Source organism: Microbacterium oxydans, assembly GCF_000956405.1.
Taxonomy (GTDB): domain Bacteria; phylum Actinomycetota; class Actinomycetes; order Actinomycetales; family Microbacteriaceae; genus Microbacterium; species Microbacterium oxydans_C.
The window spans coordinates 137,657-161,843 of sequence record NZ_JYIV01000023.1; the positions used below are offsets into that span (position 1 = coordinate 137,657).

General features: G+C 62.3%; 19 protein-coding genes and 1 pseudogene. 12 read left to right on the plus strand and 8 right to left on the minus strand.

What is annotated here, in order from left to right; all coding sequences use genetic code 11:
- The first annotated feature begins 206 nt into the window (after positions 1-206).
- Complete coding sequence (locus tag RN51_RS07725; protein WP_156149131.1) at positions 207-1,055, plus strand: hypothetical protein; 849 nt, start codon at positions 207-209, stop codon at positions 1,053-1,055.
- A gap of 127 nt (positions 1,056-1,182) precedes the next feature.
- On the opposite strand, the gene RN51_RS07730 is transcribed toward RN51_RS07725, so the two are convergent.
- A complete protein-coding gene (locus RN51_RS07730; protein WP_045263466.1) occupies positions 1,183-2,061 on the minus strand; it encodes a hypothetical protein in 879 nt (292 codons plus the stop codon).
- 73 nt (positions 2,062-2,134) lie between these two features.
- Here RN51_RS07730 and mobF point away from each other — a divergent pair, with 73 nt between their 5' ends.
- The 6 genes and pseudogenes from mobF to RN51_RS07760 all read left to right on the plus strand — a co-directional run bounded on the left by mobF (position 2,135) and on the right by RN51_RS07760 (position 11,421).
- A complete protein-coding gene (gene mobF, locus RN51_RS07735; protein WP_045263467.1) occupies positions 2,135-5,686 on the plus strand; it encodes a MobF family relaxase in 3,552 nt (1,183 codons plus the stop codon).
- Between the two features lie 747 nt (positions 5,687-6,433).
- Complete coding sequence (locus tag RN51_RS07745) at positions 6,434-8,638, plus strand: CHAT domain-containing protein (RefSeq protein WP_045263468.1); 2,205 nt, start codon at positions 6,434-6,436, stop codon at positions 8,636-8,638.
- A 442-nt stretch (positions 8,639-9,080) separates the two neighbouring features.
- On the plus strand, positions 9,081-9,281 hold the full coding sequence (locus RN51_RS07750; protein ID WP_045263469.1) for a helix-turn-helix domain-containing protein: 201 nt from the start codon (positions 9,081-9,083) through the stop codon (positions 9,279-9,281).
- Positions 9,282-9,400: 119 nt separating this feature from the next.
- Positions 9,401-9,853 (plus strand): annotated as a pseudogene (locus tag RN51_RS18865) (DNA cytosine methyltransferase); the annotation flags it as partial.
- 363 nt (positions 9,854-10,216) lie between these two features.
- Entirely contained in the window at positions 10,217-10,981 is a 765-nt protein-coding gene (locus RN51_RS18675) for a Rieske (2Fe-2S) protein (protein WP_231579251.1), read from the plus strand.
- A 161-nt stretch (positions 10,982-11,142) separates the two neighbouring features.
- Positions 11,143-11,421, plus strand: coding sequence for a TetR-like C-terminal domain-containing protein (locus RN51_RS07760; RefSeq protein WP_052674632.1), 279 nt, complete (start codon positions 11,143-11,145; stop codon positions 11,419-11,421).
- A 267-nt stretch (positions 11,422-11,688) separates the two neighbouring features.
- Here the strand turns inward: RN51_RS07760 and RN51_RS07765 are convergent, their stop codons facing one another.
- The 4 genes from RN51_RS07765 to RN51_RS07780 form a co-directional block, all read right to left on the minus strand.
- Positions 11,689-12,762 (minus strand): cation transporter, encoded by a 1,074-nt coding sequence (locus RN51_RS07765; RefSeq protein ID WP_082066512.1) that lies wholly within the window; start codon positions 12,760-12,762, stop codon positions 11,689-11,691.
- Positions 12,759-13,247, minus strand: a complete 489-nt coding sequence (locus tag RN51_RS07770; RefSeq protein ID WP_045263470.1) for a transporter substrate-binding domain-containing protein — start codon at positions 13,245-13,247, stop codon at positions 12,759-12,761. The genes RN51_RS07765 and RN51_RS07770 overlap by 4 nt, the downstream gene beginning before the upstream one ends.
- A 258-nt stretch (positions 13,248-13,505) precedes the next feature.
- Positions 13,506-13,835, minus strand: coding sequence for a TraR/DksA family transcriptional regulator (locus RN51_RS07775; RefSeq protein ID WP_082066513.1), 330 nt, complete (start codon positions 13,833-13,835; stop codon positions 13,506-13,508).
- Between the two features lie 1,000 nt (positions 13,836-14,835).
- Complete coding sequence (locus RN51_RS07780; protein WP_045263471.1) at positions 14,836-15,381, minus strand: pyridoxamine 5'-phosphate oxidase family protein; 546 nt, start codon at positions 15,379-15,381, stop codon at positions 14,836-14,838.
- Between the two features lie 365 nt (positions 15,382-15,746).
- On the opposite strand from RN51_RS07780, the gene RN51_RS07785 reads away from it, so the two are divergent.
- Positions 15,747-16,304, plus strand: coding sequence for a recombinase family protein (locus RN51_RS07785; RefSeq protein WP_045263472.1), 558 nt, complete (start codon positions 15,747-15,749; stop codon positions 16,302-16,304).
- A gap of 42 nt (positions 16,305-16,346) precedes the next feature.
- On the opposite strand, the gene RN51_RS07790 is transcribed toward RN51_RS07785, so the two are convergent.
- Positions 16,347-17,255 (minus strand): ImmA/IrrE family metallo-endopeptidase, encoded by a 909-nt coding sequence (locus tag RN51_RS07790; protein ID WP_045263473.1) that lies wholly within the window; start codon positions 17,253-17,255, stop codon positions 16,347-16,349.
- A 5-nt stretch (positions 17,256-17,260) separates the two neighbouring features.
- A complete protein-coding gene (locus tag RN51_RS07795) occupies positions 17,261-17,626 on the minus strand; it encodes a helix-turn-helix domain-containing protein (protein ID WP_045263474.1) in 366 nt (121 codons plus the stop codon).
- Positions 17,627-18,082: 456 nt separating this feature from the next.
- On the opposite strand from RN51_RS07795, the gene RN51_RS07800 reads away from it, so the two are divergent.
- The 4 genes from RN51_RS07800 (at position 18,083) to RN51_RS07815 (ending at position 22,786) form a co-directional block, all read left to right on the plus strand.
- Complete coding sequence (locus tag RN51_RS07800; RefSeq protein ID WP_045263475.1) at positions 18,083-18,337, plus strand: DUF3892 domain-containing protein; 255 nt, start codon at positions 18,083-18,085, stop codon at positions 18,335-18,337.
- Between the two features lie 183 nt (positions 18,338-18,520).
- Positions 18,521-21,328 (plus strand): DNA methyltransferase, encoded by a 2,808-nt coding sequence (locus RN51_RS07805; RefSeq protein ID WP_045263476.1) that lies wholly within the window; start codon positions 18,521-18,523, stop codon positions 21,326-21,328.
- Entirely contained in the window at positions 21,325-21,642 is a 318-nt protein-coding gene (locus RN51_RS07810) for a hypothetical protein (RefSeq protein ID WP_045263477.1), read from the plus strand. Before RN51_RS07805 ends, RN51_RS07810 begins: the two co-directional genes overlap by 4 nt.
- A gap of 103 nt (positions 21,643-21,745) precedes the next feature.
- Positions 21,746-22,786: a PDDEXK nuclease domain-containing protein gene (locus tag RN51_RS07815; protein WP_082066516.1), complete on the plus strand. Its 1,041-nt coding sequence runs from the start codon at positions 21,746-21,748 to the stop codon at positions 22,784-22,786.
- Between the two features lie 87 nt (positions 22,787-22,873).
- Here RN51_RS07815 and RN51_RS07820 read toward each other — a convergent pair whose 3' ends face one another.
- The gene (locus RN51_RS07820; RefSeq protein ID WP_045263478.1) at positions 22,874-23,815 is read right to left on the minus strand and encodes a hypothetical protein; all 942 of its coding nucleotides are present in this window, start codon (positions 23,813-23,815) and stop codon (positions 22,874-22,876) included.
- Positions 23,816-24,187: the final 372 nt, after the last annotated feature.

The window sequence follows — 24,187 nt, forward strand, 5'->3', positions numbered from 1 at the left end:
AGCAGAGCGATCTCCGTGCCTGCAGTTTGGCGTTTGATCATTCAGCGCGTGCGCGTTACCTAGCATCACCCCCTCAGCGCGGAGCATATGAGATGAGCCCGCGTGCATCTTCAGGCGCCTTGAGCTGGCGCACTGATCAGCTGTCACGCGTCTTGCAAGCGAGGCGCGCCGCCTGACTCGTCAGACGTCGGAGATAAAGTGCGGCCATGACGAAGCGGCGACCCACACAGCAGCCTCAACCGACCGAAGGCAACGAATGGCTCAGGCGTCTGGACCGCATCTCGGAAGCGGTCGCTGCTTGGCGTAGGCGTGCGGAGGATCCAATGTCCTCTGAGCCGGGAAGCTCGCTCGCAGCCGATTCAGTCGACGGATTAAGTGTCGAGAACCCCGTCTGGTACTCGATGTGCATCTCCTCCGAGCACCTGGATTTCGCGATCAACGCCATGCGATCAACGAGCACGATGTACCCGACCGCCTACATGACCGTTGCGCGGACCGCATTCGTCGCGGCCGTGAACGCTGTGTGGGTCCTCGCGCCGCCAACACGGCAAGAACGTCGCGGGAGGGCGCTGAGGCTTCGTGCCGACGACCTCCGTGTTCAGCTCACATCGTTCCGCGACATGCAGATCCCCGAGGGCAAACCCGAGGAGGCTCGCACCGGACTTCTGGAGCAGCTGCGCGAGCGGCAAGCCGACTTACAGAAGGTCGCTACTGCACTCGGAGTGCAAGAGGACGTCACGAAAATGCGATTCCATCAGACTGGAGCGATCGACTGGGTGGCGCAGCACATGCACGGCGTAGATGACGACCTCCTAGTCGGTGCAACGCAGGCGATCTGGCGATCAGGCAGTGCGGCTGCCCACGCGCAGTACCACTTCGGCATCACGCGGCTTGACCGAAACGAGCTCGTACGCGAGGAATCGGGCGGTTCGATCGTGCGCCTCCGCGGTGACCTCGACAACGATGTCGGCCCCGCCATCGCAGCCGCAACCATGACCTTGAGCGAAGCATTCCGGCTATACGATCTCCGGCGCGTAGTACACGCTCGTCGCTGAGTCCGGGAGTGATCGTGTCGACCTGCGAATTGCAGCCGCAACCGGGATCTATGTCGACACAGACAAAGCGCATGTCTGCAACCTGAGCAGATCGCTGACGGGTTGCGCTCGCCGCACTACTGGGGTGTCAACGACGTCTTAGCAGCCAAGCAGGCGCTCGCCGAGCGCGAACTGCCGAGGACCGTATCCGCAGATTGCGACTAAGGGCCTTGACGGAGTCATCGCTCAGTGTGAGTTCTCTTGGTGCAACGCCCTTGATCGCTTTGAGGTGGCTTCCGACGACCTCGATGTCTTTGCCGATTCGCACGAGTGGGTCGACGGGCAACTCGATGCGCTTCTCGACATCGAGGTCAAGAACGAACGTCTCGCGGAACGGTCCTGGAGATGCAGTTCCCGTGTACTCGGTTTCGACCTCCCAGCGACGCGGGATTCCAGAGTCGTCTTGGAACAGCTCCGGCACGCGTCCGAGAAACCATATGTAGGAGTTGCCCGAGTTGAGCGTCGCGAAGTGCACCTCACCGTTGAAGGTCTCGTTTACATCGGCGAAGTGCTCGCTCATCATTCCGGGCTTGAAGAACGACTCTAGCGACGTGAATGGCGGACTCACGTTTAGCCGAACATCGCTTGCAGGACTCACTCCGATATTTCGCACGGCGATGTAGAGCGTGCCCGTCGCCGCTGCACCACGATCCTTCTGAACGAAGCGACTAGCTTCCAGGGCAACCTGCACCCTGGGCCTGACGGCCTCAATGTTGACTTGGCGGGCCAACTCGTTCGAGGCGATCAATGCCTTGTTCGACTGATCGACCTGTCGAATCTGGTACCACGCGAATCCCAATGCAACGAGAGCCGATGCCCCAAATGCGGCCTGCCATTCTTCGGCGGTCGGCATATCGGGGAACCTCCACCACGATCCCCAGATGGCGACGCTTGCAGAGAACAGCCCGAACGCCGCGACCACGACAGCAGCAACTGTCAGGACGATGCGCGCGGCCGGGGTCTTCATAGTCCAACTTTATCGACGGCGTGATGCGGGCCTTGCGATACCTTCGCGGGGTAGTCCTCGAACACCTACGAGCATGACGGTTTCGATGCGCGTGATGAGCGCGGGGGACGGTTACAAGTACCTGCTACGCACCGTCGCCTCCGGTGACGGGGACCGTTCCCTTTCAACACCTCTGACTCGCTACTACGCGGAGAAGGGCAGCCCGCCCGGCCGCTGGCTCGGCTCGGCTGTGACCGCGCTTGGTAGCGGTGCGATCACGGTGGGCGATCAAGTCACCGAGACTCAACTCCAGCTCCTGGTCGGCATGGGCCGTGACCCCGTGACCGGCGACCCACTCGGGTCCGCGTACCGGAACTATCCGACAGCAATCGAGCGTATCCAGAAGCGTACCGCCAAGCTCGACGGAGACCTCGGCGTGACCGAACGAGCAGAAGCGGTCGCTGCAATCGAGGCCGAGGAGCTGGCGAAGGGGTCGCGGAAGGCGGTTGCAGGCTTTGACTTCACGTTCTCGATTCCGAAGTCCGCGTCGGTGTTGTGGGCGGTGTCGGATTCGGGCACGCAATCGCTGATTGCGGGCGCGCACCACGCAGCGGTTGCGGAGATGGTTGCGTTCATGGAGCGGGAGGTTGCCGCAACCCGTGTCGGCGCGGTCGGCCGCAACGGGGCTGTTGCGCAGGTCGACGTGACTGGAATGATCGCGACCGCGTTCGATCACTACGACAGCAGAGCCGGCGACCCCCACCTTCACACACATGTCGTGATCTCGAACAAGGTGCAGACCGCTCACGACGGAAAGTGGCGGTCCCTCGACGGCCGTCCTCTGCACGCTGCAACGGTTGCCCTGTCGGAACTGCATGAGGCTGTGTTCGCCGACCACCTCACCCGTGCCTTCGGCGTCGGATGGGAGGCTCGCGAGATGGGGCGTGACCGAAACCCTGCGTGGGCGATCTCGGCGGTGCCAGAGAAGCTCGTGGTCGATTTCTCGTCGCGCTCGCGGCAGATCGAGCAAGAGAAGAACCGGCTGATCGCCGAGTACGTCGAGCGCCACGGACGGCAACCCTCGCCGACCACCGTGATCAAGCTACGCGCACAGGCAACGCTCGCCACTCGTCCCGAGAAGCAAGTCCGCTCGCTGGCCGATCTCACCGCAGAGTGGCGCGCACGAGCGACCCACCTTCTCGGTGAAGACGCCACCACCTGGGCCCGCACCGTCACTGCGAACGACGCGCCTCTAGTGCTACGTGCCGACGATGTGCCGCTGGATGTTGTCGCGGAGCTCGGGCGCAGCGTCGTTGAGGCGGTGGGGGAGAAACGGTCGACCTGGCGTCGGTGGAACCTCACCGCCGAAGCCGCCCGCCAGACCATGCCCTACCGTTTCGCCACCACGAGGGATCGTGAAGCCATCGTCGGGATGGTCGTGGATGCCGCCGAAGCCGCCTCGCTGCGACTGACCCCGCCTGAGCTTGCGACCAGTCCCGCGGTGTTCCGCCGGCCTGATGGTACGAGCGCCTTCCATCCGAAGGCATCCACGGTGTACACCTCAGAAGAACTCCTCGCCGCAGAAGACCGGCTCCTCGAGCGCGCGCGAAGTGCCACCGCGCCGACCGTGCCCATTGATGTCGTGCAGAAGGTGACCGACCGCCCCGTCCGTGAAGGGCGAATGCTTGGTGAGGATCAGGCCGCGGCGCTTGCGGCGGTGGCTGTGTCGGGGCGAGTAGTCGATGTGCTGGTCGGGCCCGCTGGGGCCGGGAAGACAACGGCCATGCGTGCACTTCGCACCGCGTGGGAGCGAGAGCACGGCCGCGGCAGCGTTGTCGGTCTCGCCCCGTCGGCGGTCGCAGCGCAGGTCCTCGCGGACGACCTCGGTATCACGACGGAGAACACCGCGAAATGGTGGGACACCCATCAGCGCACCGGCGCGACTTTCCGGAAGGGTCAGCTGGTCATCATCGACGAAGCCTCCCTGGCAGGCACGCTCTCCCTCGACCGGATCACCGCTCTGGCCGACCAGGCAGGAGCGAAGGTGCTGTTGGTGGGGGATTCGGCGCAACTCCAATCCGTCACCGCAGGTGGCGCGTTCTCCCTCCTCGTCCACGACCGCGACGACGCTCCCGAACTGGTCGACGTGCACCGGTTCGTGAACGAGTGGGAGAAGACCGCCTCGCTTGATCTCCGTCACGGCCGCACTGCAGCGATCGACATCTACGCCGACCACGACCGCATCACCGGGGGTGACACTGAGGCGATGATTGACGCCGCTTACGCCGCCTGGCGCACCGACACCCTCGCCGGGATCGCGACCGTCCTGATCGCCGACTCCAACGAATCCGTGCACGCCTTGAACCAGCGCGCCCGCGCAGACCTCATCCTCGACGGCACCGTGAATGCACTCCGCGAAGTCGAACTCCACGACACCTCCCGAGCCTCCATCGGCGACACGATCATCACCCGTCGCAACGATCGGCGCCTGAACTCTGGCCGCGGTTGGGTGCGCAACGGCGACCGATGGGTGGTCACCGGCGTTCGCGATGACGGCTCCCTCACTGTTCGCCGGGCAGGCATGCGTCCTGGTGGGTCAGTGGTGTTGCCGGTCGGGTATGTGGCTGACGATGTCGATCTCGGATACGCGGTGACCGCGCACCGCGCACAGGGCATCACCACCAACACCGCCCACGTACTCGCCGATGCGAGCACTATAAGGGAGAACTTGTATGTCGCGATGACCCGCGGACGCCAAGCGAACCTCGTCTATGTCGCTACCGACCTGCCTGATGGTTCCCACGACGGGCCGCACCCTGCTGACAACCCCGACGCGACAGCGCGGAGTGTGCTCTACGGGGTGCTGCAGCACGTCGGCGCCGAACTCTCCGCGCACGAGACGATCACCGCCGAGCAAGAAACGTGGGGATCGGTGGCGCAGCTCGCGGCCGAGTACGAGACCATCGCGCAAGCCGCCCAGCACGACCGTTGGGCATCCCTGATCCGAAGCTCCGGTCTCACCCCGGACGAAGCCGAAGACACGATCCGCTCCGACACATTCGGAGCACTCACCGCAGAACTCCGCCGCGCGCAAGCCAACCACCACGATGTCGACGCGCTACTTCCGCGCCTCGCCAAAGCAAGAGGATTCGGAGACGCGGACGACATTGCCGCCGTACTTCACCACCGCCTCGCGCGCGCCACCGACCGCCCTGCAGGATCAGGTCGTGGTCGTAGGGCTCCCCGTTTGATCGCAGGCCTGATCCCCGAAGCCGTCGGTCCTATGACAGCCGAGATGCAGAAGGCACTCACTGAGCGACGAGAACTGATCCGACAGCGCGCCGATGCAGTCCTGGACCAAGCCCTCCGGGAGGGAGAGGAGTGGGTGGTAGCGATCGGCAAGGAACCTGGCGTAGCGGAGGTGGCAGTGAGCTGGCGGCAGCAGGCGCGAACCATCGCAGCGTACCGCGACCGCTACGACATCACCGGGAACGAACCACTCGGTGCGGCACCGGACAGCGACGCGCAAAAGATCGACGCCGCACGAGCCAGCGCCGCGCTGGTGAGGATCAAGAGCAATACGCAGCCCACAGAGGAGACAACGCCACCCTCACCGAGGCGTACGGGCACCGGACGCGTGCTGTGAACTCGTCCAAGATGCTGATCCGGCTGCCACTTCCCAATGTCCGGAGTCCGATTTACAGTGGACTGTGTAAGCAAGGCGGCTTTCAAATATGTGTCGCCGTCTCCCCGAGCGTGACGGCATGATCGCCCAATTCGGGCAGTCCTTCAAGGTTCTTTGTCGTCAGATCCTTTGGAGAGGACTGCTGTCATGATCCGTCCACTCTGAAACGCCAGCATCTATGCCCGGGGGTTCCTCCGCCGCTACATGCCCACCAACATCCTCCTCGATGCGATCCGCACAAGGCGAGGACTCAAGTGGGGCGTGCCCGCGATGCTCCTTGCGGGCCCGTACCTGCTTCTCGCGGGCATCTGTACCAACTCGCTCGCGGACGGCGGCCCTGGCTGGCTCAACCTACTGGTTTTCTTGCTCTGTTGGAACGCTCTCAAGTTCCTTGCGATTGGTCCCACCAGCCTCGTGCTTCTGACCAGAGCCCAGGTTGGCGAACACCGCCAGAGGCAGCGGGGTGAATCTGCCCACGTCTCGTCGGACTGCGGTTGACGATTAGGTGGCTCAACATCTCAAGCCACGGCGTGAGAGCAGTGCCCGTTAGTCTCGAAGGGCACTGTGACAACCGCGATGTGACCAAGAACGTAGGGATGGCGACATGAGATCAGCCGTCGAGGGGCTCCGGATCGAAGGCAGGCTCGCGCCGCCGTCCATCGCCGAGTACACCCTGTCTTCATTCGAGCACATCGTCGGGCGTTCTCAGTGAACGGCGACGCGCGGACAGGGGAGAACTCTGCGAGATTTAGCTTCCCCAGGCCTATCTACTTGGTCGTTTGTCCCGTCAGCAGCGACATCGATGATGACTATGAGCCCATTTCTCACGAGTTCACCCCTGGGACGGATGATCCCGCAACGACCTTCGATTCGGAGCTTGTGCCGATCCTGCCGGCCATCTGGTACGCACTTCACCTTCCGTCGACCCGCACCGATGCCGTCGATATTCCAGTAATGGTCGGTATCCGAGAACAACTGCGGGAGAAGCGCCGGCATTTGATTCTTCCGGTGTCGGCAAGTGCCCTCCAGCACCCGCTCATGCTCGCAGCGCTCACTCAACACGGTGAACCCATGCTGATCATCAGCGCCGATGACGGTTTCGAGGCCGCAACAGCAGCTTCACGCGACGGCAGATTCGTGCTGCCTCCGGTGCGGGTGAGTGACCTGAATAAGGGATCGCTTCGGCAGCACTGGCAGATGATCAGCGATCGCTGGAGCGCCGACTGGCCGGAAGGGGTCGAGCTCGATCCGATGCCGCCGTCATGGTCGCCCACTATCGCCTCGAATGGTTCAGCCGTGCCACTCCGGCGCCTCCTGAAAAGCATCGGACGGCTCGACGCCACCGTGCGGACCCATGACCAAGAGCCGTACGCCGGAGCCGTTGACCTGTTGCAATGGCGTGCATATCTCGACGCACTGTCCGGCATGGAGGAGCGAGGCCTCTCCATGGCAGAAGCGGAGCTTGTGGCAGACACCGCGGTATCCGAAGCGGGGCGTCGACTCAAGGTGCCGTTGACACTGGGGCTCCCGGGTGTCGCTCCACGGTACCGTCGACTCGTCGGACGCCTCGCACAAGAAGCAACCGCGACGAGCCCAGACGAGCAACCCCAGGCACAATCGAACCCGACGTCGACCGAACCGGGGGATCCGCCCGACGTACTCCGCCTGATGGTGGCCCACAACGCGGCGGGCGATAACTCCGTGGGGATCGTGTCTGCTGACCCCGTCCCCGACGCGGCATTCGTTGCGCTGGCCGACCTCGAACGCTACTGGGTAGACAGCACCCGGACGCGCACCGGTATCAAGCCGGCCACGGAAGCGCGATTACGGGCCCGGCTCGACGAGGCGATGCGGCCATTCTGGTCAGACCGGATGATCTCCGTCATTCGCACCGCCTCTCAGATCGACGCGTTCACCAACTTCCCAATCGGGCTCCTGCGTCTACCGGAACACACGGCGCCGCTCGCTGCGCTCGTCCCGATCGCCTACCACCCGATCAACCCCCTCACACGAGCATTCCAGCTCGAGTTCACCCCCGATCACAGCGTCGACTTCAGCAACGGCATGCGCGTGCTGGTCATCGAATGCATCCCCGACACGGACCCTGTCGGTGTCATCTCTCGAGGAGCATGGACGTTTGCCTCTCAAGAGCTCACTGACCCCACTCGTGCCGTGTACGTCGACATCGTGGAGGTCTCCGACAAAGCAGGCGTCGCGGACGCTCTCGCAACCAATCGACCGGATGTCCTGATACTCAGCGCTCATGGCGTGTACGACGCCGACGCCAACATGGCCGGGCTGGCCATCGGTGACGAGGTGAGTCTGGGAGACGACCTTGGCCCGATGCCCCCGGTCGTGCTCCTCAGTTCATGCCACTCCGGACCGCGTGGAGCGGGCCCGGTAGCCGTCGCCGACTTGCTCCTGCGAGCGGGAGCACGCGCCGTACTCAGCACTCTCGTGCCCGTCGGAGTGCTCCACAACTCCACGTTCATGACACGACTTCTCGTCTACATGAGCGAGTCAATCGGTGGCTCGGAGACTCATAAAACGCTGTTGGATCTGTGGCACCGCGTCCAGACCAACACCGTGATCATGGACATCCTCTACGGGAACCCGCGACTACTGGAGTGGGGCCACTCGGACAGCAAAGGTACGCCACCGATAGTGGAGTTTATGAGCGGTCGATCAGCCGGACGACTCCGCCCCTGGCACCTATACCAGGATGCAGAAGCAGTCCTCCTCGACATTGCGGCAGAACGAGGAGAGAAGGAAGCGGTCCAAGGGTGGCTCCGGGCTCCGGGATACGTCCCCGAATCCATGATGTACACCATCGTCGGCGACCCATCGAGTGTTCGATTCCAAGCGTCCCAACTCACGTCTGCGCAACGTCAGGGGACGGGCGCCGAGCACTGATTCACGCGTGACTCATCGCGGGGCCACAGTCAAGCATGCGGCCGGCATGCTTTGAACCGCGTAGTCGCGACTCCTTGTCGACGAAACTCCTGAGCCCGCGCCTTCTGAAGAGCCGATTGTCGGGTTCTTGTCACTCACACGCGACGCCGCACGTCGTCGCGTCGCTTTGCATTCAAACAGGATGGACGGATGAGGAGGTTCGAAGACCTCCCGACCCATGGGGCATCTCCACGAAAATCTAGATTGGTCTGTGGTTCTTGTATCGCTCCTGACGCGCTAGCGCTCCATCTGGCGGGAACGAGGCAGGTTTCGCGTGCGAGGGCGATATCCCGGATCTTGGGCCGCTTGACTTGGTTCTACCTGGTCAGCGTGTTCGGACGAAGCCAGACTCTGGTAGCCAACGCAACTGAACTTGCGGCCATCAAGGAGAGTGTGCAGGAAGATGACGGAAGACCATGAGGTGCTCACGACTGAGGAGGCGGCGGCTCTTCTCAGAGTCAGCACGAAGACCGTCTTGTCACTCGCGAACGCTGGTTCTCTGCCGGGCGAGAAAGTCGGGCGAGCATGGCGGTTCCTGCGAAGCGATGTGCTCGGATACGTGCGCGGATCGGAAGCGACTCGCGCGCGGAGAGAGGACAACTGAGTGACTACAGCAATTCATTCCTCTATTCCTGATCCCATGGAAGATCTAGTCGCGACGCCCACTGTGATCGACTTCTTCTCCGGGTGCGGTGGGACAAGTGCCGGCCTGCGGACGCGGGGATGCGCATAGCCGCCGCGGTCGATTTTGACGCGGCTGCTGCAGCCACCTACCGCGCCAACTTTCCGGACGCGGAGTTTCACGAGACTGATATTCGAAAGCTTGCTCCTAATGCTTTCGACCATCTCCCCGAGCCGGGTGTCCCGCTTGTTTTTTCAGCCTGTGCTCCATGCCAGCCGTACAGTTCGATGCGTCCATCCGGTTCTAAGGCCCGGCCTCAAGAACGATCCCTACTTCTCACTCTCATTCCATTCCTAGACCGACTCAAACCCGATGTGTTGATCGTGGAGAACGTCCCTGGGCTGCAGAAGATACCCGGCGGATCCACCTGGAACCGGTTCTTGCGCTACCTGGATCGAGCGGGGTATTCGACACGCTGGGAAGTGATTGACTGCAGAGACTATGGTGTTCCGCAACGCCGCAAAAGGCTTGTTCTGCTGGCATCTCGACATGGACAGATTGACTTGCCGGAGGCAACTCACGGGCCTGATCGTCTTCCGTACGCGACCGTGCGCGACTGGATAGGCGATCTTCCTCACATACAAGCAGGGGAAACTCATCCAGAAGACCCGATTCATCGTTCTGGCGCTTTGGGAGAGATGAATCTCCGCCGGATAATGGCTCTCTCAGACGGAGGAAGTAGGTCTGAGTGGCCAGACGAGCTATGGCTTGATTGCCACCGCAGGTCCAAAGGACACCAAGATTCGTATGGCCGCATGAAGTATCACCCGCTTGCGCAGATTCGTCTTGCGTCGGTGTGCCCGTTCATAGTTATAACATACCCCCTGGGGGTATGTAACTCAAGGCCGGACGTGTGCATGCTCTTGCTGCGAACGCGTGTCATCCCGCCGGCCGAGATGCTGGAGACGCTGAAGGCCTGGTGGGAGCCGCTGCTCAAGAAGTCGCGCACGATCCGCCTCGGCGTCGGCGGCTGCGTGCGCTTCAAGATCGGCGACCTCGACATGGTCGTCGACTTCCCGCGCGCGAAGGTCCGCGAGTACGCGGGGGAGGAGTGCATCTACTGGTACACGATCCCCGCTGATCTCGTGTCCACGAACATCCGCGACCGCGAGATCGACTGGTCGAACTCGATCTTCCTGTCGATGCAGTTCCAAGTGGGCCGCAGCGGCAAGTTCAACGAGTTCCTCACCACGTTCCTGAAGTGCCTGTCGGTCGACCGCATCGAGTACGTCGAGAACTGGTACCAGGAGCAGACGGACCAGACGGAGGATGCCGAGATCGGCGACTGGCTCGTGCAGCGCCGATGCCCGCACCTGCGCGCCGACCTCACGAAGACCGGCAAGGTCGACGAAGACGGCGTCCTCACCTGCAGCATGCACGACTGGAAGTGGGACCTGAAGACCGGCCGGTGCCTGTCGACGAGCGGTCACCCGATCCGGTCCACGAAGATCGACGAGGCCACCGACCCCGTGCAGCAGGAGTTTGGGGCCTTCCGCTCCGCGATTCGCCCCAGTTCTCGCTCGGCGGAAGGCTCAGAACGCGGCGCGGATCTTCCCCAGCTCAGCGACACCGCCGCTCCGGAAGCAGAGTACGCCGTAAATCAAGGGCCCGTCCAGATCTAGACGCTATCCATCAATCGACGCGCGAGGTGCGGGTGGCTGAAACCCGCAACTGTAGTGGGCGACTCTCACCGCGTATCTACGACCGGTGAAATCCCCAGCAACACCAGGGGCGGTCCCCGAAGGTTCCCCGAGCTCTCGGGACCACAACACGCGGTAATTTCATGGCCGAGGCCGAGCGCGAACCCGGGCTGATCGCGCAAATGAGGGAGCTGGGCAACCAGCCGCGATGCCAGGAACTCTCCGACGTGCTTATCGAGCTCCAACGGCGGGGCGCCGTGCGGGAGGATGCCGACATAGACACGGTCGTGAGCCTGGCTTTCGGAAGCTACTTCGCCGACTTCAATCGGTACGGTCGCGACGTGGAGGCCGACTTCGCCGAACGGATCGTCGCCACGTTGTGGCCCGTCATCGCCAAAGAGGGGTGGGCATCGGTCGGGTGAGAACTTGCTACAACCGCTCGCCATTTTCGGATGTTGCTCATGAACAACGACGCACAGGATAGGTGCTGGTCGCAGTCTGTGGAATGTGCTCGCCCGGGAAACCGTCCTAGTGCACCAGGACCCGTCCGGCCGAGATCGATTGTCATCGGCAGGTCTTGAGACCTACCTGGGAACCCCACCGATAACGTTCGTCAGAACTCGCCGACGGCGGAGCTTGGCACTCCGATTGCTCGCACCTGTGTGACGTGAGAAAGCAGTGCTTCGCCGCTATCCGAGGGCTAGCCAGCGAGCCGCGGCGCCCTTGAGTGCGTTACCCGAGGATCGAACCGTATCATCGGACGTGACGTCGGAAACAGTCTTCCGTTCGTGGTCATCGGCGCTCGTGCTGCTCAGGTGCTGGGGCAGTTCCGTGGTGAGGATAAGGACGACGTCGATGAGTTTCCAGTCCAACTCTTCGCATCGCTGCTGCGCCGCGCGCAGATCGACCAACGAGGGCATCGCGGCGTCAACGGGGACGATGAACGCTTCGAGGTGGAAGAACTGACCCTGGTCCCGCACGCGCACGGCCACCTCCCGGACCCACGGCAGTGTCTCGAGGTACTCGCGAGCGGCGTGGGATGCGGGGTGTGGTTTGTGATCATCGAACGTAGTGGCGCGGGTGTCCATGAGGCCGGTGATCGCCGCGCGGGTGTTGCGTAGCCCATCCCAGAGGATGCTGCCGGCGATGAATGTTGCTGCGGCCGAGTCTGCCCACCAGTACCCTAGGCCGATGCCTCCGACGCCGACGATGGAGCCGGCCGCGGTCATCCAGTCGGCTTTATTCATGTCGGCGTCGGCGTAGAGGACCTTGTTGTGGAGGTCTTTCGCCAGGCGCATCTTGACGTGGCCGAAGTAGATCGGCAGGGGGATGGTCAGTGCCATCACGCCCATCATCACCCACCCGGACCAGATCACGGTGCCGAACAGCTGAACGGAACCGATCGGTGGCCGGTCGCCGCTGATCAGCCCGATCACGGAATCGAACAGCAAGAAGGCGCCCATAGCGCAGAGGGCCACGCCGGCGACGAGGTGCGCGACCCCGACCGAGCGGAAGAACCCGTAGGGGTACTTGGCGGACGGGGGTTTGGTGATGATGCGGACCGCTAGGAGGAAAGCGATCGGGGGTGCCAAAGACAGCAGGTCTTCGATCCATGCGGCCTTCATGGCTTGCGAGCTGCCCATGACGAGGTTCACTCCAGTGATGGCGACGGCGAGGAAGCCGGTTGTGAACCATTCGATCCGGATCGCGCGACGCAGCGTCTTCTGTTGCGCGGGGGGCAGGGCTGGGTGCGCCGTGTTCATTTGTCGTCTCCGTGTTCGAGAAGGAAGGTTTCCAGTGTCGTCAGGAACTGGTTCTCACCGAGGACGGTCAACATCACATGCTTCTTCGTTGCTCCGGCGACGTGTTCGTCGTCATAGGGAGCAGTGATCGCCGCCTTGTCGGTCCACGGAGTGTCATCGGTGAACCCGCCGATAACAAGATCGAGGGAACCCGAGTGGAGCTGATCGGTGAGGATGGCTTCACTTCCCTCTGTCCACACAACGGTCGCGTCAATCGACTCGGCGAACTTTTCGACCAGTCGCACATCTTCCCCGGATGGTTTGTCGGGGTCGGTGGTGTCTGTCCACGGTGGGTTGTGAGTGATTCCTACACTCAGGTCGCCACCCTGAGCATCGTGGAGAGTGCCATCGACGTCCACGGGTATCCCCGCGCACCCGACGAGCATCATTGCGGTCCCGACAACTCCGCCGATTGCGGCCGCGCTGCACCGGCGCTTGATTGACATCTGATTTCCCATCTGGTTGCTCTAGAGATGTGCGCGGCGTGATCGACGCCCACCCTGCAGGCGAATCAGGCAGCGATCGCCCGGCTGAGGTCGTTATCCCGCCTAAGGGATTGAGCCCCTCCAGGCGGCTTCTGATCACGGAACCGGGCATCACCTTGTTCCGACGACGGTCCCGAGTGCCAGAATCCTCGACGAACGACGAACGCACGGATTCCTCTCGGGTCAGGCGGACACGAAGGGATCTCGATCGGTTTACAACTACGCGGCTTCGGCATGGTTCTGACACTCGATACAGGCAAATGCATGGGGGACCACTTCGAGGCGTGCCGGCGCGATCTGTCTCCCGCACCGCACGCACTGACCGTACGTGCCCGCGTCCAGCCGATCCAGAGCCGCGCTGATCTGCCTGATCGCGACGCGATGCGCCGCTGCTGTCTGGTACGCGACAAGGTCGATGGTCGGAATCGCGTGAGGCTCCAATTCGACCAGAAGAGTCTGACGCTCCTGGAGGCGCTGCTCGAGCTGCGCCCTCACATCGAGACTTTGGGGGGTCTCGACCGCTGCGGCAGAGAGGGGGACATTGGTCATGACTGCTCCTTTGGGTACAAAAAAAGCGCCGCTTCCGCGACGCGCTAGGTGACCGGGTAGCCCGAGAACAGGTCTTCAAATGCGCGAGAGCGCGGTCCTCGAGGTGAATCGGGTCGTCGGAGGGCCCATAGTGCAGAGTCGCCGTAGGCTCACCATAGCGGCACATTAAACCGACGCCGCACGCCGGTTTGCCGTGAAACCAGTGCGCGCAGACGCGTCTCGCGGCCAGAGAAGCCGTGATGCGACACGGTAGGGTGATCGGGCGGTTGTGAAGACTCTAGGGGGGAGAGAGCAACCGCCCGACCGCGTCGAAGATTCCGGTCCCCAGAAGGGTGCCCCCACCCATCGATGCCGTAGACGCGAAGCCAGGCTCCCACCATCACCGAGGTCCCGCAAGACCATTCTCGGCCAGGAGTGGCGCGGTGAAGATGTGACAGGGTCTTCAGGGGAGCTATTCGAGTAGCACGCGGGATAGCGGCTGCGCGCTAATGGTCAGAACCAGCTCCGCGACGACGAGTGCGCTCCTGGGTGGCGATAGCGGATGCCCCGCGAGGGATCAACCCCTCTTCCGGCGCTCTGCGCTCGGAACTATCTCGGCCTACTGGGGGTGTCCCAGCATCCTCGGGCACTACCGGAGACCCTGCACGGACCACAGCGCTCGCGGAGGTCGCCGGTCCCTTTCGGGAGGGGTTTGCGGAAAAGTCGATCCCCCTCATGCGTGGGGCGTATGAGGGGGACCCGACATCTCACTCCGCGAAGCGGAGGGCACGCGCTGACTGCTTCCGGTATCCCCAGATCCCGGCTCACCGACTCCCCAGAGGTAGTGCGAGAAAGCGCAACCCACCGTCGGGAGACGTCATCACTCTGTCAGATCGGCATCGCCGCAGCACCTCCTCTGGGGTGCAGATACAAAGACGCGCCAAACACGCCGATATGGACTTGTAGCTAATGCACTATGGCCAAAAGTCCATACGCGCCAGGGTGACTTTTGACGATGCCCTCACGATTGCGGCGGGGGCTGAAAGTGAGGGATGGGGGCAGGCCGCTCACCCCGGAGCTCTTGGTGTCGCGATCGCGCTGTCTCCGTGACCGGTACGGCGTAGACCGGGGGAGTGGGGCGCGTGATCTTCGGGAACCGGCGGCCGGTGATCTCGCTGGCGGTGACTTTCAGCACGAACAGCTTCGGCATCGCTGTCCACGACTTGAAGTGCTCGACTCCCACACGGTGCAGCTCGGTCTCGCTGGTGACCTGCTCCACAACTCCTCGGACCACCACACTCCAGAAATCCGCGTCGTTGACACCGTCGACTTCGACCGCGACTCGGGACTGAGAAGCGACCGCAAGGAACTTCGAGTCCACCGCTGACCGGATATAGATGCTTCGGTCGACGGCGAGATGATTCACCGGTCGGATGTCGGGAAATCCGTCCGCTCCGGTGAAGGCGAGCCTGCAGAGTTGCGTCGTCCGGAATAGCTCCCAGCAGTCCGCCTCGCCAAGCTCAACAGGGCGAAGACCAGGCTGAGAGTCTTCCGATCGTGCAGTCATCACGAACCTCCTATGAGCCGGAACACTGTGTCGATCTCGATAGTGCCCCTATCCCGATGATCCCACCAGGCCGAGGAGCGCTCGAGGCCCGCGCGTCTGAGAGCAAATCCCAGTTCTGGGACGCGCAATCCGACTCCCGCTTCTTCGGGACAGGCGGAAAAACCAACTCTCTAAGTGGCGTCGCCTCGCTCGAGAGCAGTATCCCTCACGAACAGGACCTGCTCGGTGCCCATCCGCCGCAAACGATCGTTTTCGGTGGACTAGGCAACATCGACAATCAGGCGCTCGACACGCCGAGGAACCATCTGCCGAAACCCCCTGCCGAAACCTAAACGCGCCGGAACCTAGGCGGTACCGTTTTCGGCATGGCACACGAAGTCGGATACGCCCGCGTCTCGAAACGGGAACAGAACCCCGACGCGCAAGAAGCCGAGCTGCGCGCCGCCGGCTGCGATCGGGTGTTCGTCGACCATGGCGAATCCAGCCGCGTCACAGACCGCCCCCAGTGGCACGCCTGTCTCGACTACCTGCGACCGGGGGACACCCTCAAAGTCCGTCGGCTCGACCGCCTTGCCGGCAGTGAGCGCATCCTGATCGAAACGCTCCAGGACCTCGACGCCCGCCAGGTCAACATCGTCAGCCTCACCGAACCCCTAATCGACACGACCACCCCGATGGGCCGAGCGCTCTACGGCATCGTCGCCGTCTTCGCGCAACTCCGCGTCAACACCATTCGAGAGAACACGCAGCGCGGCCTCGACTACGCACGCAGCCAGGGGCGCGTCAGAGGCCGCCCGAGCGTGATGACGCCCGAACGGATCGCGACTGCCGAACGCATGCGCGCCGAGCAGCAGAGCTGGGACAGCATTGGGAGGGTGCTGGGTGTCGGCGCGTCGAGCGTGCGCCGAGCACTCAACCAATGACACTGCCAACGCGCCAGCCGCGGTGCCTCACGCAATCTGGACTCAGCCGGCGGGCAGAAGTTCGAATCCATCGACTGACATCAGACGTAGCTTCTGACCGTCCAGTCGACTCTTTTTGTGTAGAACGACGAAGTTTAGGCGACCGTTGGTGAACCCCTCTGCGGTAAATCGAGTAGACCCGCGCGCTGTGTCGAGGACAATCTCGCACGGCGGTGCGCTTCCGGTCGGTAGTGCGAGCAATGCTTCGAGCTCGGGATACGTGGCGGCCCCAACAAAGGGTCGGAGCATGGCGCTCAATCGTCCGTAACGCTTGACGAATCGGAGAGACTCGAAGCTCTGGGCGTCGATATGTCTGACAGCCCTCGCTTGACTTGGGTACTGCCCAAGCGCGAGCACTGCGATGGCGTGCTCGCTGTCCTCGACATACTTTCGTATAGCTGCGTGCGCGGAAACACCGTACTCCGCGGCTAGGTACAAGGCGACCTCAAGACCTGGCGCATACTGATCGGCTTGCTTGGTGAAGCGGCCTGCGCCAAACAACAGCTCTGCTGAGAACTGGTTCGCCTCGCTCTCCAAGACATTCTTCGTAGAAGGATCCAACGTGGTGTGGTCGTCGCCCCAGAATGCCGCCTCGTGCCACGGCAGTGCGTCGTGGCCGATCTCATGGGCCTCTGTGAACCGTTGCCGAGCGATCGGGACGGTCCTGTCGACGAAGTACTCTCTCTTCTCGATCGCGAGCAGGCCAAGAACCTTACCCTTCAGCTTGCTCATGACATCCCGGAAACGTCGAGGCATCTCCTCGCCAAGTTCGAACAGGTCTCTTCGATGCAGCCCGACCGCGGCCGCGACCTGATCCACGGGAACACGCGAGACATCCTCAATGCCGGCCGCGTTGAGCGCGCCTTTCGCATACTGTCGGATCTTCGCCTTGGGAGCGGCGCCATCAACCATCGCACTTACCTCTTGCTCTTGAGGTACTTCAAGTAGTCCATTAGGTCGTTCTTCTCTGTCTCGGTGAGGTCCTCGAGGGCGCGTAGCGGGATGCCATTGAGTAGCTCCGCTCGTTGACCGGACACCGCGGTGGGCACCCGATGGCCGGCTCTTACGAGCAAGTCGGAGTACTCGACTCCGTAGAGCTCTGCAAGTTGGAAGAGGACGTTTGGCGATGGTTTCGCGATGAGCTGGTTCTCTATCTGAGAGAGGTAGCCGTTCGTGATGTCGGTCTTCGCCTCGACGTCTCGGAGCGTGAGTCCAACGGAGCGTCGTGCGCTCTTGAGATAGGGGCCGAGGTCATTCGTGGTCTGAGCGGCTCGAGGGGTCATGGTTCTATTCTTGCGCAGTTCGCCAAGCTTTGCATTGAACAAGTTGCATCCGGGCCTCATGTCTGCTTAGACTGCTAAGCAATGCAGGTAAAGACCTGCAGACGTCTCAACACGAAGGGCCAACATCATGGCAAATCGCAGCTCCATCAGTGGTCGGTACATCTCCAACGCCGCGGCAGCGCGGCACCCGCGCACGAGCGTGACGGAAGGAGGAGCGAACCGGTCCAGCGGAACGCACTACCGCAGCGCTGTCTCGGGACAGTTCATTTCTCGGGCGGCTGCGCGTCGACACCCAAACACGAGCCTCACCGAGCGGGGCTAGTCGCTGCAGCAGCGGCGGGGATGTGTGCCGTCCGGCCATTCCCCGCCGCTGCTGACGGAGCGAGCTGCTACACAGCGATTTGAGAGTCAACAGCGAACCAGATCCGGTTCGAAATAGTGAAAGCGAGAAGCAACATGGCAGATGCAGAGATCAAGAACGTTCGGAAGAACCGAGAGGGCGACATCACCCACGTGGGCGTGACCGGGCGCTGGGTCTGGACCGTGGCCCAGGTCGTGTCATCGGTCGAGGCCGGGAGCAACACGTTCTACGTGATGTGCCCGCGGCGGGCGAACGTCATCGTCGCAAAGACCGCGAGAGGGTACAAGTTCCTCAAGACGACGGCTGACACAACCACGAAGAACAACCTGGACAGCCTCCCGCCGCTCTAAGCCCGCCGCCGCGCTGCGGGCGCTGCGCGAACGCTGTGTCCGAGGCCGGATGCAGCGTTCGTCGTTGAGATCGCGTTGCTCAGCCAAAACCGTTGAGCTCGAGGATCAAATTTCAGTACGCAAGCGATCCTGCGGACACCTCAGCGACCACGCGCGGTCGTCGAGGTAAGCCATGATCTAGGTATGACTCGTGAAGCGGCGTTGACGGCAACCCTGCAGGACATCCGAGCGAACGCGGCGGCCTTTGCAACGGACTGGGCAGGGGAGCGGCGAGAGCGCGCGGAGAAGGACACGTTCTGGAACGAGTTCTTTCAGATCTTCGGCATCAGCCGCCGGCGGGTGGGGGCGGTGTTCGAGTACGTTGCTCGTCGGTACAGCACCGGTAATCATGGCTTCGTGGACCTGCTGTGGCCTCGGCACATCGGGGTGGAGCACAAGTCAGCCGGTCTCGACCTCGACGAGGCAATGGATCAGCTGGTGGACTATCTCCCGTCGGTCAGCGACCTCGATTTGCCCCGCCTGCTCGTGGTGTGTGACTTCGAACATTTCGTAGTGCGGGACACGGAGACTGGGTCGGAAACTCGGTTCTCGCTCGAGGAGCTTCCGGCGCGCGTCGAGATGTTCGCGTTCCTCGCCGGCCATACCCGTTCGACGGTATTCGAAGCGGAGGAAGAGGCGAACCTTCGGGCCACAGCGCTGCTTGCCACGATCCACGACGAGCTCCTCACGTTTCGTTACCCGGCGCACGACACGCGTGTCCTTCTTGTGCGTTTGCTCTACTGCCTCTTTGCCGACGACACCGGGGTATGGGCACACCGCCTCTTCGAGGACTTCATTGATGTGAAGACCGCCGAGGACGGTTCTGACCTAGGCCTTCGCATCAACCAGCTTTTCGAGCTGCTTGACACAAACGAGCACAGCCGGCTGGCCAACCTCGACGCCACACTTGTCGAGTTTCCCTACGTGAACGGCTCCCTCTTCTCTGAGCGCCTTCGCTCATGGTCTGGCAACACAGCGATCCGGCGTGCTCTGCTGGACGCTTGCGGGTTTGAGTGGTCCCGCATCAGCCCTGTTATCTTCGGTTCGTTGTTCCAGAACGTCATGACCGCGCCCGAGCGGCGGTCGCTGGGTGCGCACTTTACCAGCGAACGCGACATCATGCGCGTCATCCGGCCACTATTCCTCGATGAGCTGGAAGCGGACCTCCAACGAGCCCGAACGGCCAGCGTCGGCAGGATGAACCGCCTGCGCGAGTTTCACGACAAGCTCGCCTCGCTTACGTTTCTGGATCCGGCAGCCGGCGTCGGCAACTTCCTACTTCTCACTTTCAGAGAGTTGCGTCGCCTCGAGCTGGAAACACTTTTGGCGCTCCGAGACGCCGACCCGCGCTGGCACCCCACCGCGCAGGTGACCGACATCGAGACGATGATCAAGGTCACCCCGGGGCAGTTCTTTGGCATTGAGATCGAGGAGTTCCCGGCTCGAATCGGTGAGACCGCCATGCACCTTGTCGACCACATTGCCAACGTGGCAGTGGGCGCAGCGTTCGGCCGCTATTTCGTCCGGCTCCCGATTGGCGCGACTGCGACGATCGCCGTCGGCAACGCGATGACCATGGACTGGGGGAGTGTGCTATCTCCCGAACGGTGCAGCTACATTCTCGGTAACCCGCCTTTCATCGGCATCTCTCTGCGGACTACGACACAGACTGCCGAGCTGCAGACGGTTTGGGGGAGGGGCTATCACGGCACTCTCGACTACGTCTCAGGCTGGTATCGCAAAGCTGTCGACTACGGCGTCGAGCATGACGTGCCGATCGCTCTCGTGTCAACGAACTCCATCACCCAGGGAGAGCAGGTCGCTCCGCTTTGGGACTATGTGCTCGCCGCTGGCTACAAGATCGCGTTCGCGCACAAGACGTTTGCGTGGCAGTCGGAGGCCAGAGGCGCAGCACAGGTGCACGTCGTTGTGATCGGGATAGCTAAGCAACCCCGAACGCACACCCTGTTCGAGTACGCGACCGTTGCCGGGGAACCTGTCTCACGGACAGTTGCGAACATCAACCCTTACCTTGTTGAGGTGGAGACAGGGCCTGTGCACGGGCGCACAGCACCGCTTGCCCCTGAACTTCCGCCCGTTGCCTACGGAAACAAGCCCACGGATGACGGAAACCTTCTCATAGAACCCGACGCCATTGCGGCCTTCCTCGCAGACCCGATAGCGGCGAAGTACGTACGCCGCTATATCGGCGCCCGCGAACTCATCCACAATGAGGACCGCTGGTGTCTCTGGCTGACCGACCTCGAGCCCGGTGATCTCCGACGCAGTCCACTTCTGACGGCTCGGGTAGAAGCGGTCGAGACCTTCCGTTCGAACAGCCGAGCCGCTGCTACCCGCGAGTACGGCCGCCCGACGCTCTTCCGTCAGCTGTCGCAACCGACGACCCGCTACCTCGGTATTCCTATTCATGTCAGTGAGGACCGCGAGTACTTCCCTTCGGGGTATTTCGACCCTGAAGTGATTGCCTCGAATGCCAACTTCATCGCCCCGGACCCGCAAGGGGTGGCGTTCGCCGTGATCTCCTCCTCCATGTTCATCACTTGGCAGCGTGTCGTGGGAGGGCGCTTGGAATCCCGCTTGAGATTCAACAAGCTGCTCACCTGGAACACCTTCCCGCTACCCGCTCTCACCGCTACGCAACGCTCGGACCTGATCGCCGCAGGCCAAGACGTACTCGCGGCGAGGGCGCAGTACCCCAACACCTCACTCGCGAGGTTGTACGAGAGGCACGGAATCCCAACACCCCTCCTTGACGCACATCGGCGACTAGACCGCGTCGTCGACAAGCTGATTGCTGGGCGTGCACGAACGACGACAGACGCAGACCGCCTCCGAGCGCTATTCTCCCGCTACCGGGAACTGACGAGCGCTGGACAACTTTCTCAGCCGTCCACAAGCGCCCGCCGATCGCGGAGCCGAGCGGCATCATGACGCCAGAGCGCGATCACAATCTTGACGATGTGGTGCGAGCCGTCGCCGAGCGGTTACCGTTTCCCGTCGAGCTAGACGCGGACATGGGTTATACGGGCGCACTTTTCATCAACCTCGGCCGGAGGGGAGGAGCCGACGATCCGCCGGACACCGCATCCATAGACGGGGAAGTCGAACCCGTAATCTGGACCTTCGACATCGAGGGAGGCCGCAAGACGCTCAGTTCGCCCTTCGGTCCTAACGCCGACCCCGCCGACGTTGCTGAATGGATCGCAAAGCAGGCAAGCGACGCGGGCTCTCCAGCCGCGCGGTAGACCTCGACGCTTCAGAGGCCGCGAGCTTCGTGCAGAGCAGCGGCGCGAATCATTTGTCCAATGGTTCGTTGGACTCTTGGTGCTCAGCCCTACGGTGGAGAACATGATGAGTGATCTGGTGCCCGACTCATACGCCGCCACGCTCGACGACGTCAAGAAGCACGTGCACTCTGCACGCCTTGAAGTGCAGCGGAAGGTCAACAACGAGCTTCTGCATCTCTGGTGGCGTATCGGACGCACAATCCTGGAACGACAGGCCGAGGAGGGCTGGGGGTCGAAGGTCCTCACCCGCCTGGCCTCCGATCTGCGGAACGAGTTCCCGTCGATGAAGGGGTTCTCTCGGGCGAACCTCTTCTACATGCGCAGCTTCGCGGAGGCTTGGTCCGACGAAGACTCAATCGTCCAACGGCCCGTTGGACAATTGCCGTGGGGGCACGTGATCGAGCTGCTCGACAAGCTGGACGACCAGGAGTTACGCGACTGGTACGCCGCGAAAGACGCTCACCACGGATGGAGCAGACCTGTACTCCAGCACCAGATCACTACTCGCTTACATGAACGGGAGGCAGCCGCCCCGAACAATTTCGCCGGCGCGCTCGACCAACTCGACTCTGAGCAGGCTCAGGAGATTACCAAGGACCCGTACGCACTGCAGTTCCTCGCGATCAACAGCAGCGCGTCCGAACGGGAACTCGAGCAACGCATGCTCGACCGAATCCTCGACACCATGCGCGAGCTCGGACCGGGCCTGGCGTTCGTCGGCCGCCAGGTGCATTTTGATGTCGACGGCGACGACTTCTTCGTCGACCTGCTGTTCTTCCATGTCGAGCAGCTGAGGTACGTCGTAATCGAGCTCAAGGTCACCAAGTTCGAGCCACGAGATGCCGGGCAGATCGGGTTCTACGTTGCACTCGTTGACGACCGCCTCCGGATCACCGAGAAGCACCAGCCAACCATCGGAATACTGCTCGTCGCCGACAAGAACGACACCGTCGTTCGTTATGCGCTCGCTGGTGCCGCCCAGCCGGTCGCAGTGAGTAGGTACGAGCTCACGGCGGAAGCACAGAAGGCGCTACCGGACGAAGAGACGATCGCCCGGGCGTTCGAGGAAGAGCTCGCGCTTGACACCTCACCCGACAGTTAGACCTATTGGAGCTAATAAGTTCTAGTAGTCTCAACTCGGGTCCGGGTATAGGGCCCGACAGCGCGCTCTCCCGATGCGGTCACACCGCTACTCGAGGAAATAGAAGTCATCCTCGCCTGATTGGATGACGGCGTGCACGAGATCCAGATTGCGCAGCGTGCTTCGCACGTAGCGGGGGACGCCCTGCAGCAGCTCTACCAGTTCCGTGCGCCACGGAACTGGCTGGTTGCCGAAGCGGGGTGGGTAAAGCGGAATCTCCTGCCGATCGACTACAAGACGCTGACTGATGTGAACACTCAATGCTCGAGAGCGACCATGCTCGAGCTCTTGGATGTAGGTCCGTGCGTCGTGCTCCGAATGCTGCCCGCCGTCGAAATCCAGCGCGAATCGCAAAGGCGGGATGCCCGGTCGCTCATCGCCGTCCACGAGCGACAGAGCAATCCCATCCAAACTCGTGCCTGTCGATGAGAGGACATGCTGCACCACAGCAGGTGTGATGTTCCGGTGCTTGTTCGCGTTCGACAGCTTGTTGATGAAGATCGCAGCCAGGTTTGACGGGATATCGACCATGCCGCCGTGGTAGTTGGGTTGCGCTCGTTCGATGACCTCCGCGAAACGGCTGTCCAACCGCTCCATGAAACTGCTGAGTTGCCTGTTGCCTCGCGCCTTCTGAGCGAAGTCATCCTCGAGAGGGAACTGAACTAGATTCCTGCCGCCGCGTCCCAGCTCGTACGCGTTCCAGACTGCCTGGATCGCCATGTCCAGGCAGGAGCGGGCATCCGTGACGATGTTGCCGATGAGGAAATTCACCTCTGGCGGAGAGGGCGGCGGTCGCTTCACATCAACTATGAACTCGAGGTGGTCGGCGAGAGCGGCAGCCTCATCGATGTACACGGTCATCGTTGCCTTGCGGGGCAACTGCAACCAGGGTTCGCATAGAACACGAACTTCCTCGATCTGTCGCTCGACCCATGCCAGCCTGTCCCAGGAATCCTCGAACAGACGGGATCGGGCCTCACTGGGGGTCATGAGTGAAGCGTATCCTTCGGCAATCCTCGGTCATACTGACATAATTACGAATATCAGTGGCGGCGTCGGCTGGTGGCGGGGGAGCGGTGCGGATCAATTGTCCAACGGTCCGTTGGACTCTTGGCGCTCACCCCTACGGTGGACAACATGATGAGTGTTCTGGTGCCCGACACCTACGCTGCCACACTCAAAGACCTTAAGAAGCATGTGCACGCCGCGCGCCTGGAAGTGCAGCGGAAGGTCAAGGGTCTGCTGCACGGATAGGTGACACCTGATCTGTGGTGCCGTGAGGTGCTGCTGAGAGGATGTCATCATGCCCAAGCCCTATCCGCGTGAGTTTCGTGACGACGTTGTGCGCGTCGCTGTGAATCG

Bases quoted from the DNA above. Each gene is read 5' to 3' on its own strand.
- RN51_RS07725 (WP_156149131.1), top strand. From the start codon at position 207: ATGACGAAGCGGCGACCCACACAGCAGCCTCAACCGACCGAAGGCAAC.
- RN51_RS07730 (WP_045263466.1), bottom strand. From the start codon at position 2,061: ATGAAGACCCCGGCCGCGCGCATCGTCCTGACAGTTGCTGCTGTCGTG.
- mobF (WP_045263467.1), top strand. From the start codon at position 2,135: ATGACGGTTTCGATGCGCGTGATGAGCGCGGGGGACGGTTACAAGTAC.
- RN51_RS07750 (WP_045263469.1), top strand. From the start codon at position 9,081: ATGACGGAAGACCATGAGGTGCTCACGACTGAGGAGGCGGCGGCTCTT.
- RN51_RS18675 (WP_231579251.1), top strand. From the start codon at position 10,217: ATGCTCTTGCTGCGAACGCGTGTCATCCCGCCGGCCGAGATGCTGGAG.
- RN51_RS07760 (WP_052674632.1), top strand. From the start codon at position 11,143: ATGGCCGAGGCCGAGCGCGAACCCGGGCTGATCGCGCAAATGAGGGAG.
- RN51_RS07765 (WP_082066512.1), bottom strand. From the start codon at position 12,762: ATGAACACGGCGCACCCAGCCCTGCCCCCCGCGCAACAGAAGACGCTG.
- RN51_RS07770 (WP_045263470.1), bottom strand. From the start codon at position 13,247: ATGTCAATCAAGCGCCGGTGCAGCGCGGCCGCAATCGGCGGAGTTGTC.
- RN51_RS07775 (WP_082066513.1), bottom strand. From the start codon at position 13,835: ATGACCAATGTCCCCCTCTCTGCCGCAGCGGTCGAGACCCCCCAAAGT.
- RN51_RS07780 (WP_045263471.1), bottom strand. From the start codon at position 15,381: ATGACTGCACGATCGGAAGACTCTCAGCCTGGTCTTCGCCCTGTTGAG.
- RN51_RS07785 (WP_045263472.1), top strand. From the start codon at position 15,747: ATGGCACACGAAGTCGGATACGCCCGCGTCTCGAAACGGGAACAGAAC.
- RN51_RS07790 (WP_045263473.1), bottom strand. From the start codon at position 17,255: ATGGTTGATGGCGCCGCTCCCAAGGCGAAGATCCGACAGTATGCGAAA.
- RN51_RS07795 (WP_045263474.1), bottom strand. From the start codon at position 17,626: ATGACCCCTCGAGCCGCTCAGACCACGAATGACCTCGGCCCCTATCTC.
- RN51_RS07800 (WP_045263475.1), top strand. From the start codon at position 18,083: ATGGCAGATGCAGAGATCAAGAACGTTCGGAAGAACCGAGAGGGCGAC.
- RN51_RS07805 (WP_045263476.1), top strand. From the start codon at position 18,521: ATGACTCGTGAAGCGGCGTTGACGGCAACCCTGCAGGACATCCGAGCG.
- RN51_RS07810 (WP_045263477.1), top strand. From the start codon at position 21,325: ATGACGCCAGAGCGCGATCACAATCTTGACGATGTGGTGCGAGCCGTC.
- RN51_RS07815 (WP_082066516.1), top strand. From the start codon at position 21,746: ATGATGAGTGATCTGGTGCCCGACTCATACGCCGCCACGCTCGACGAC.
- RN51_RS07820 (WP_045263478.1), bottom strand. From the start codon at position 23,815: ATGACCCCCAGTGAGGCCCGATCCCGTCTGTTCGAGGATTCCTGGGAC.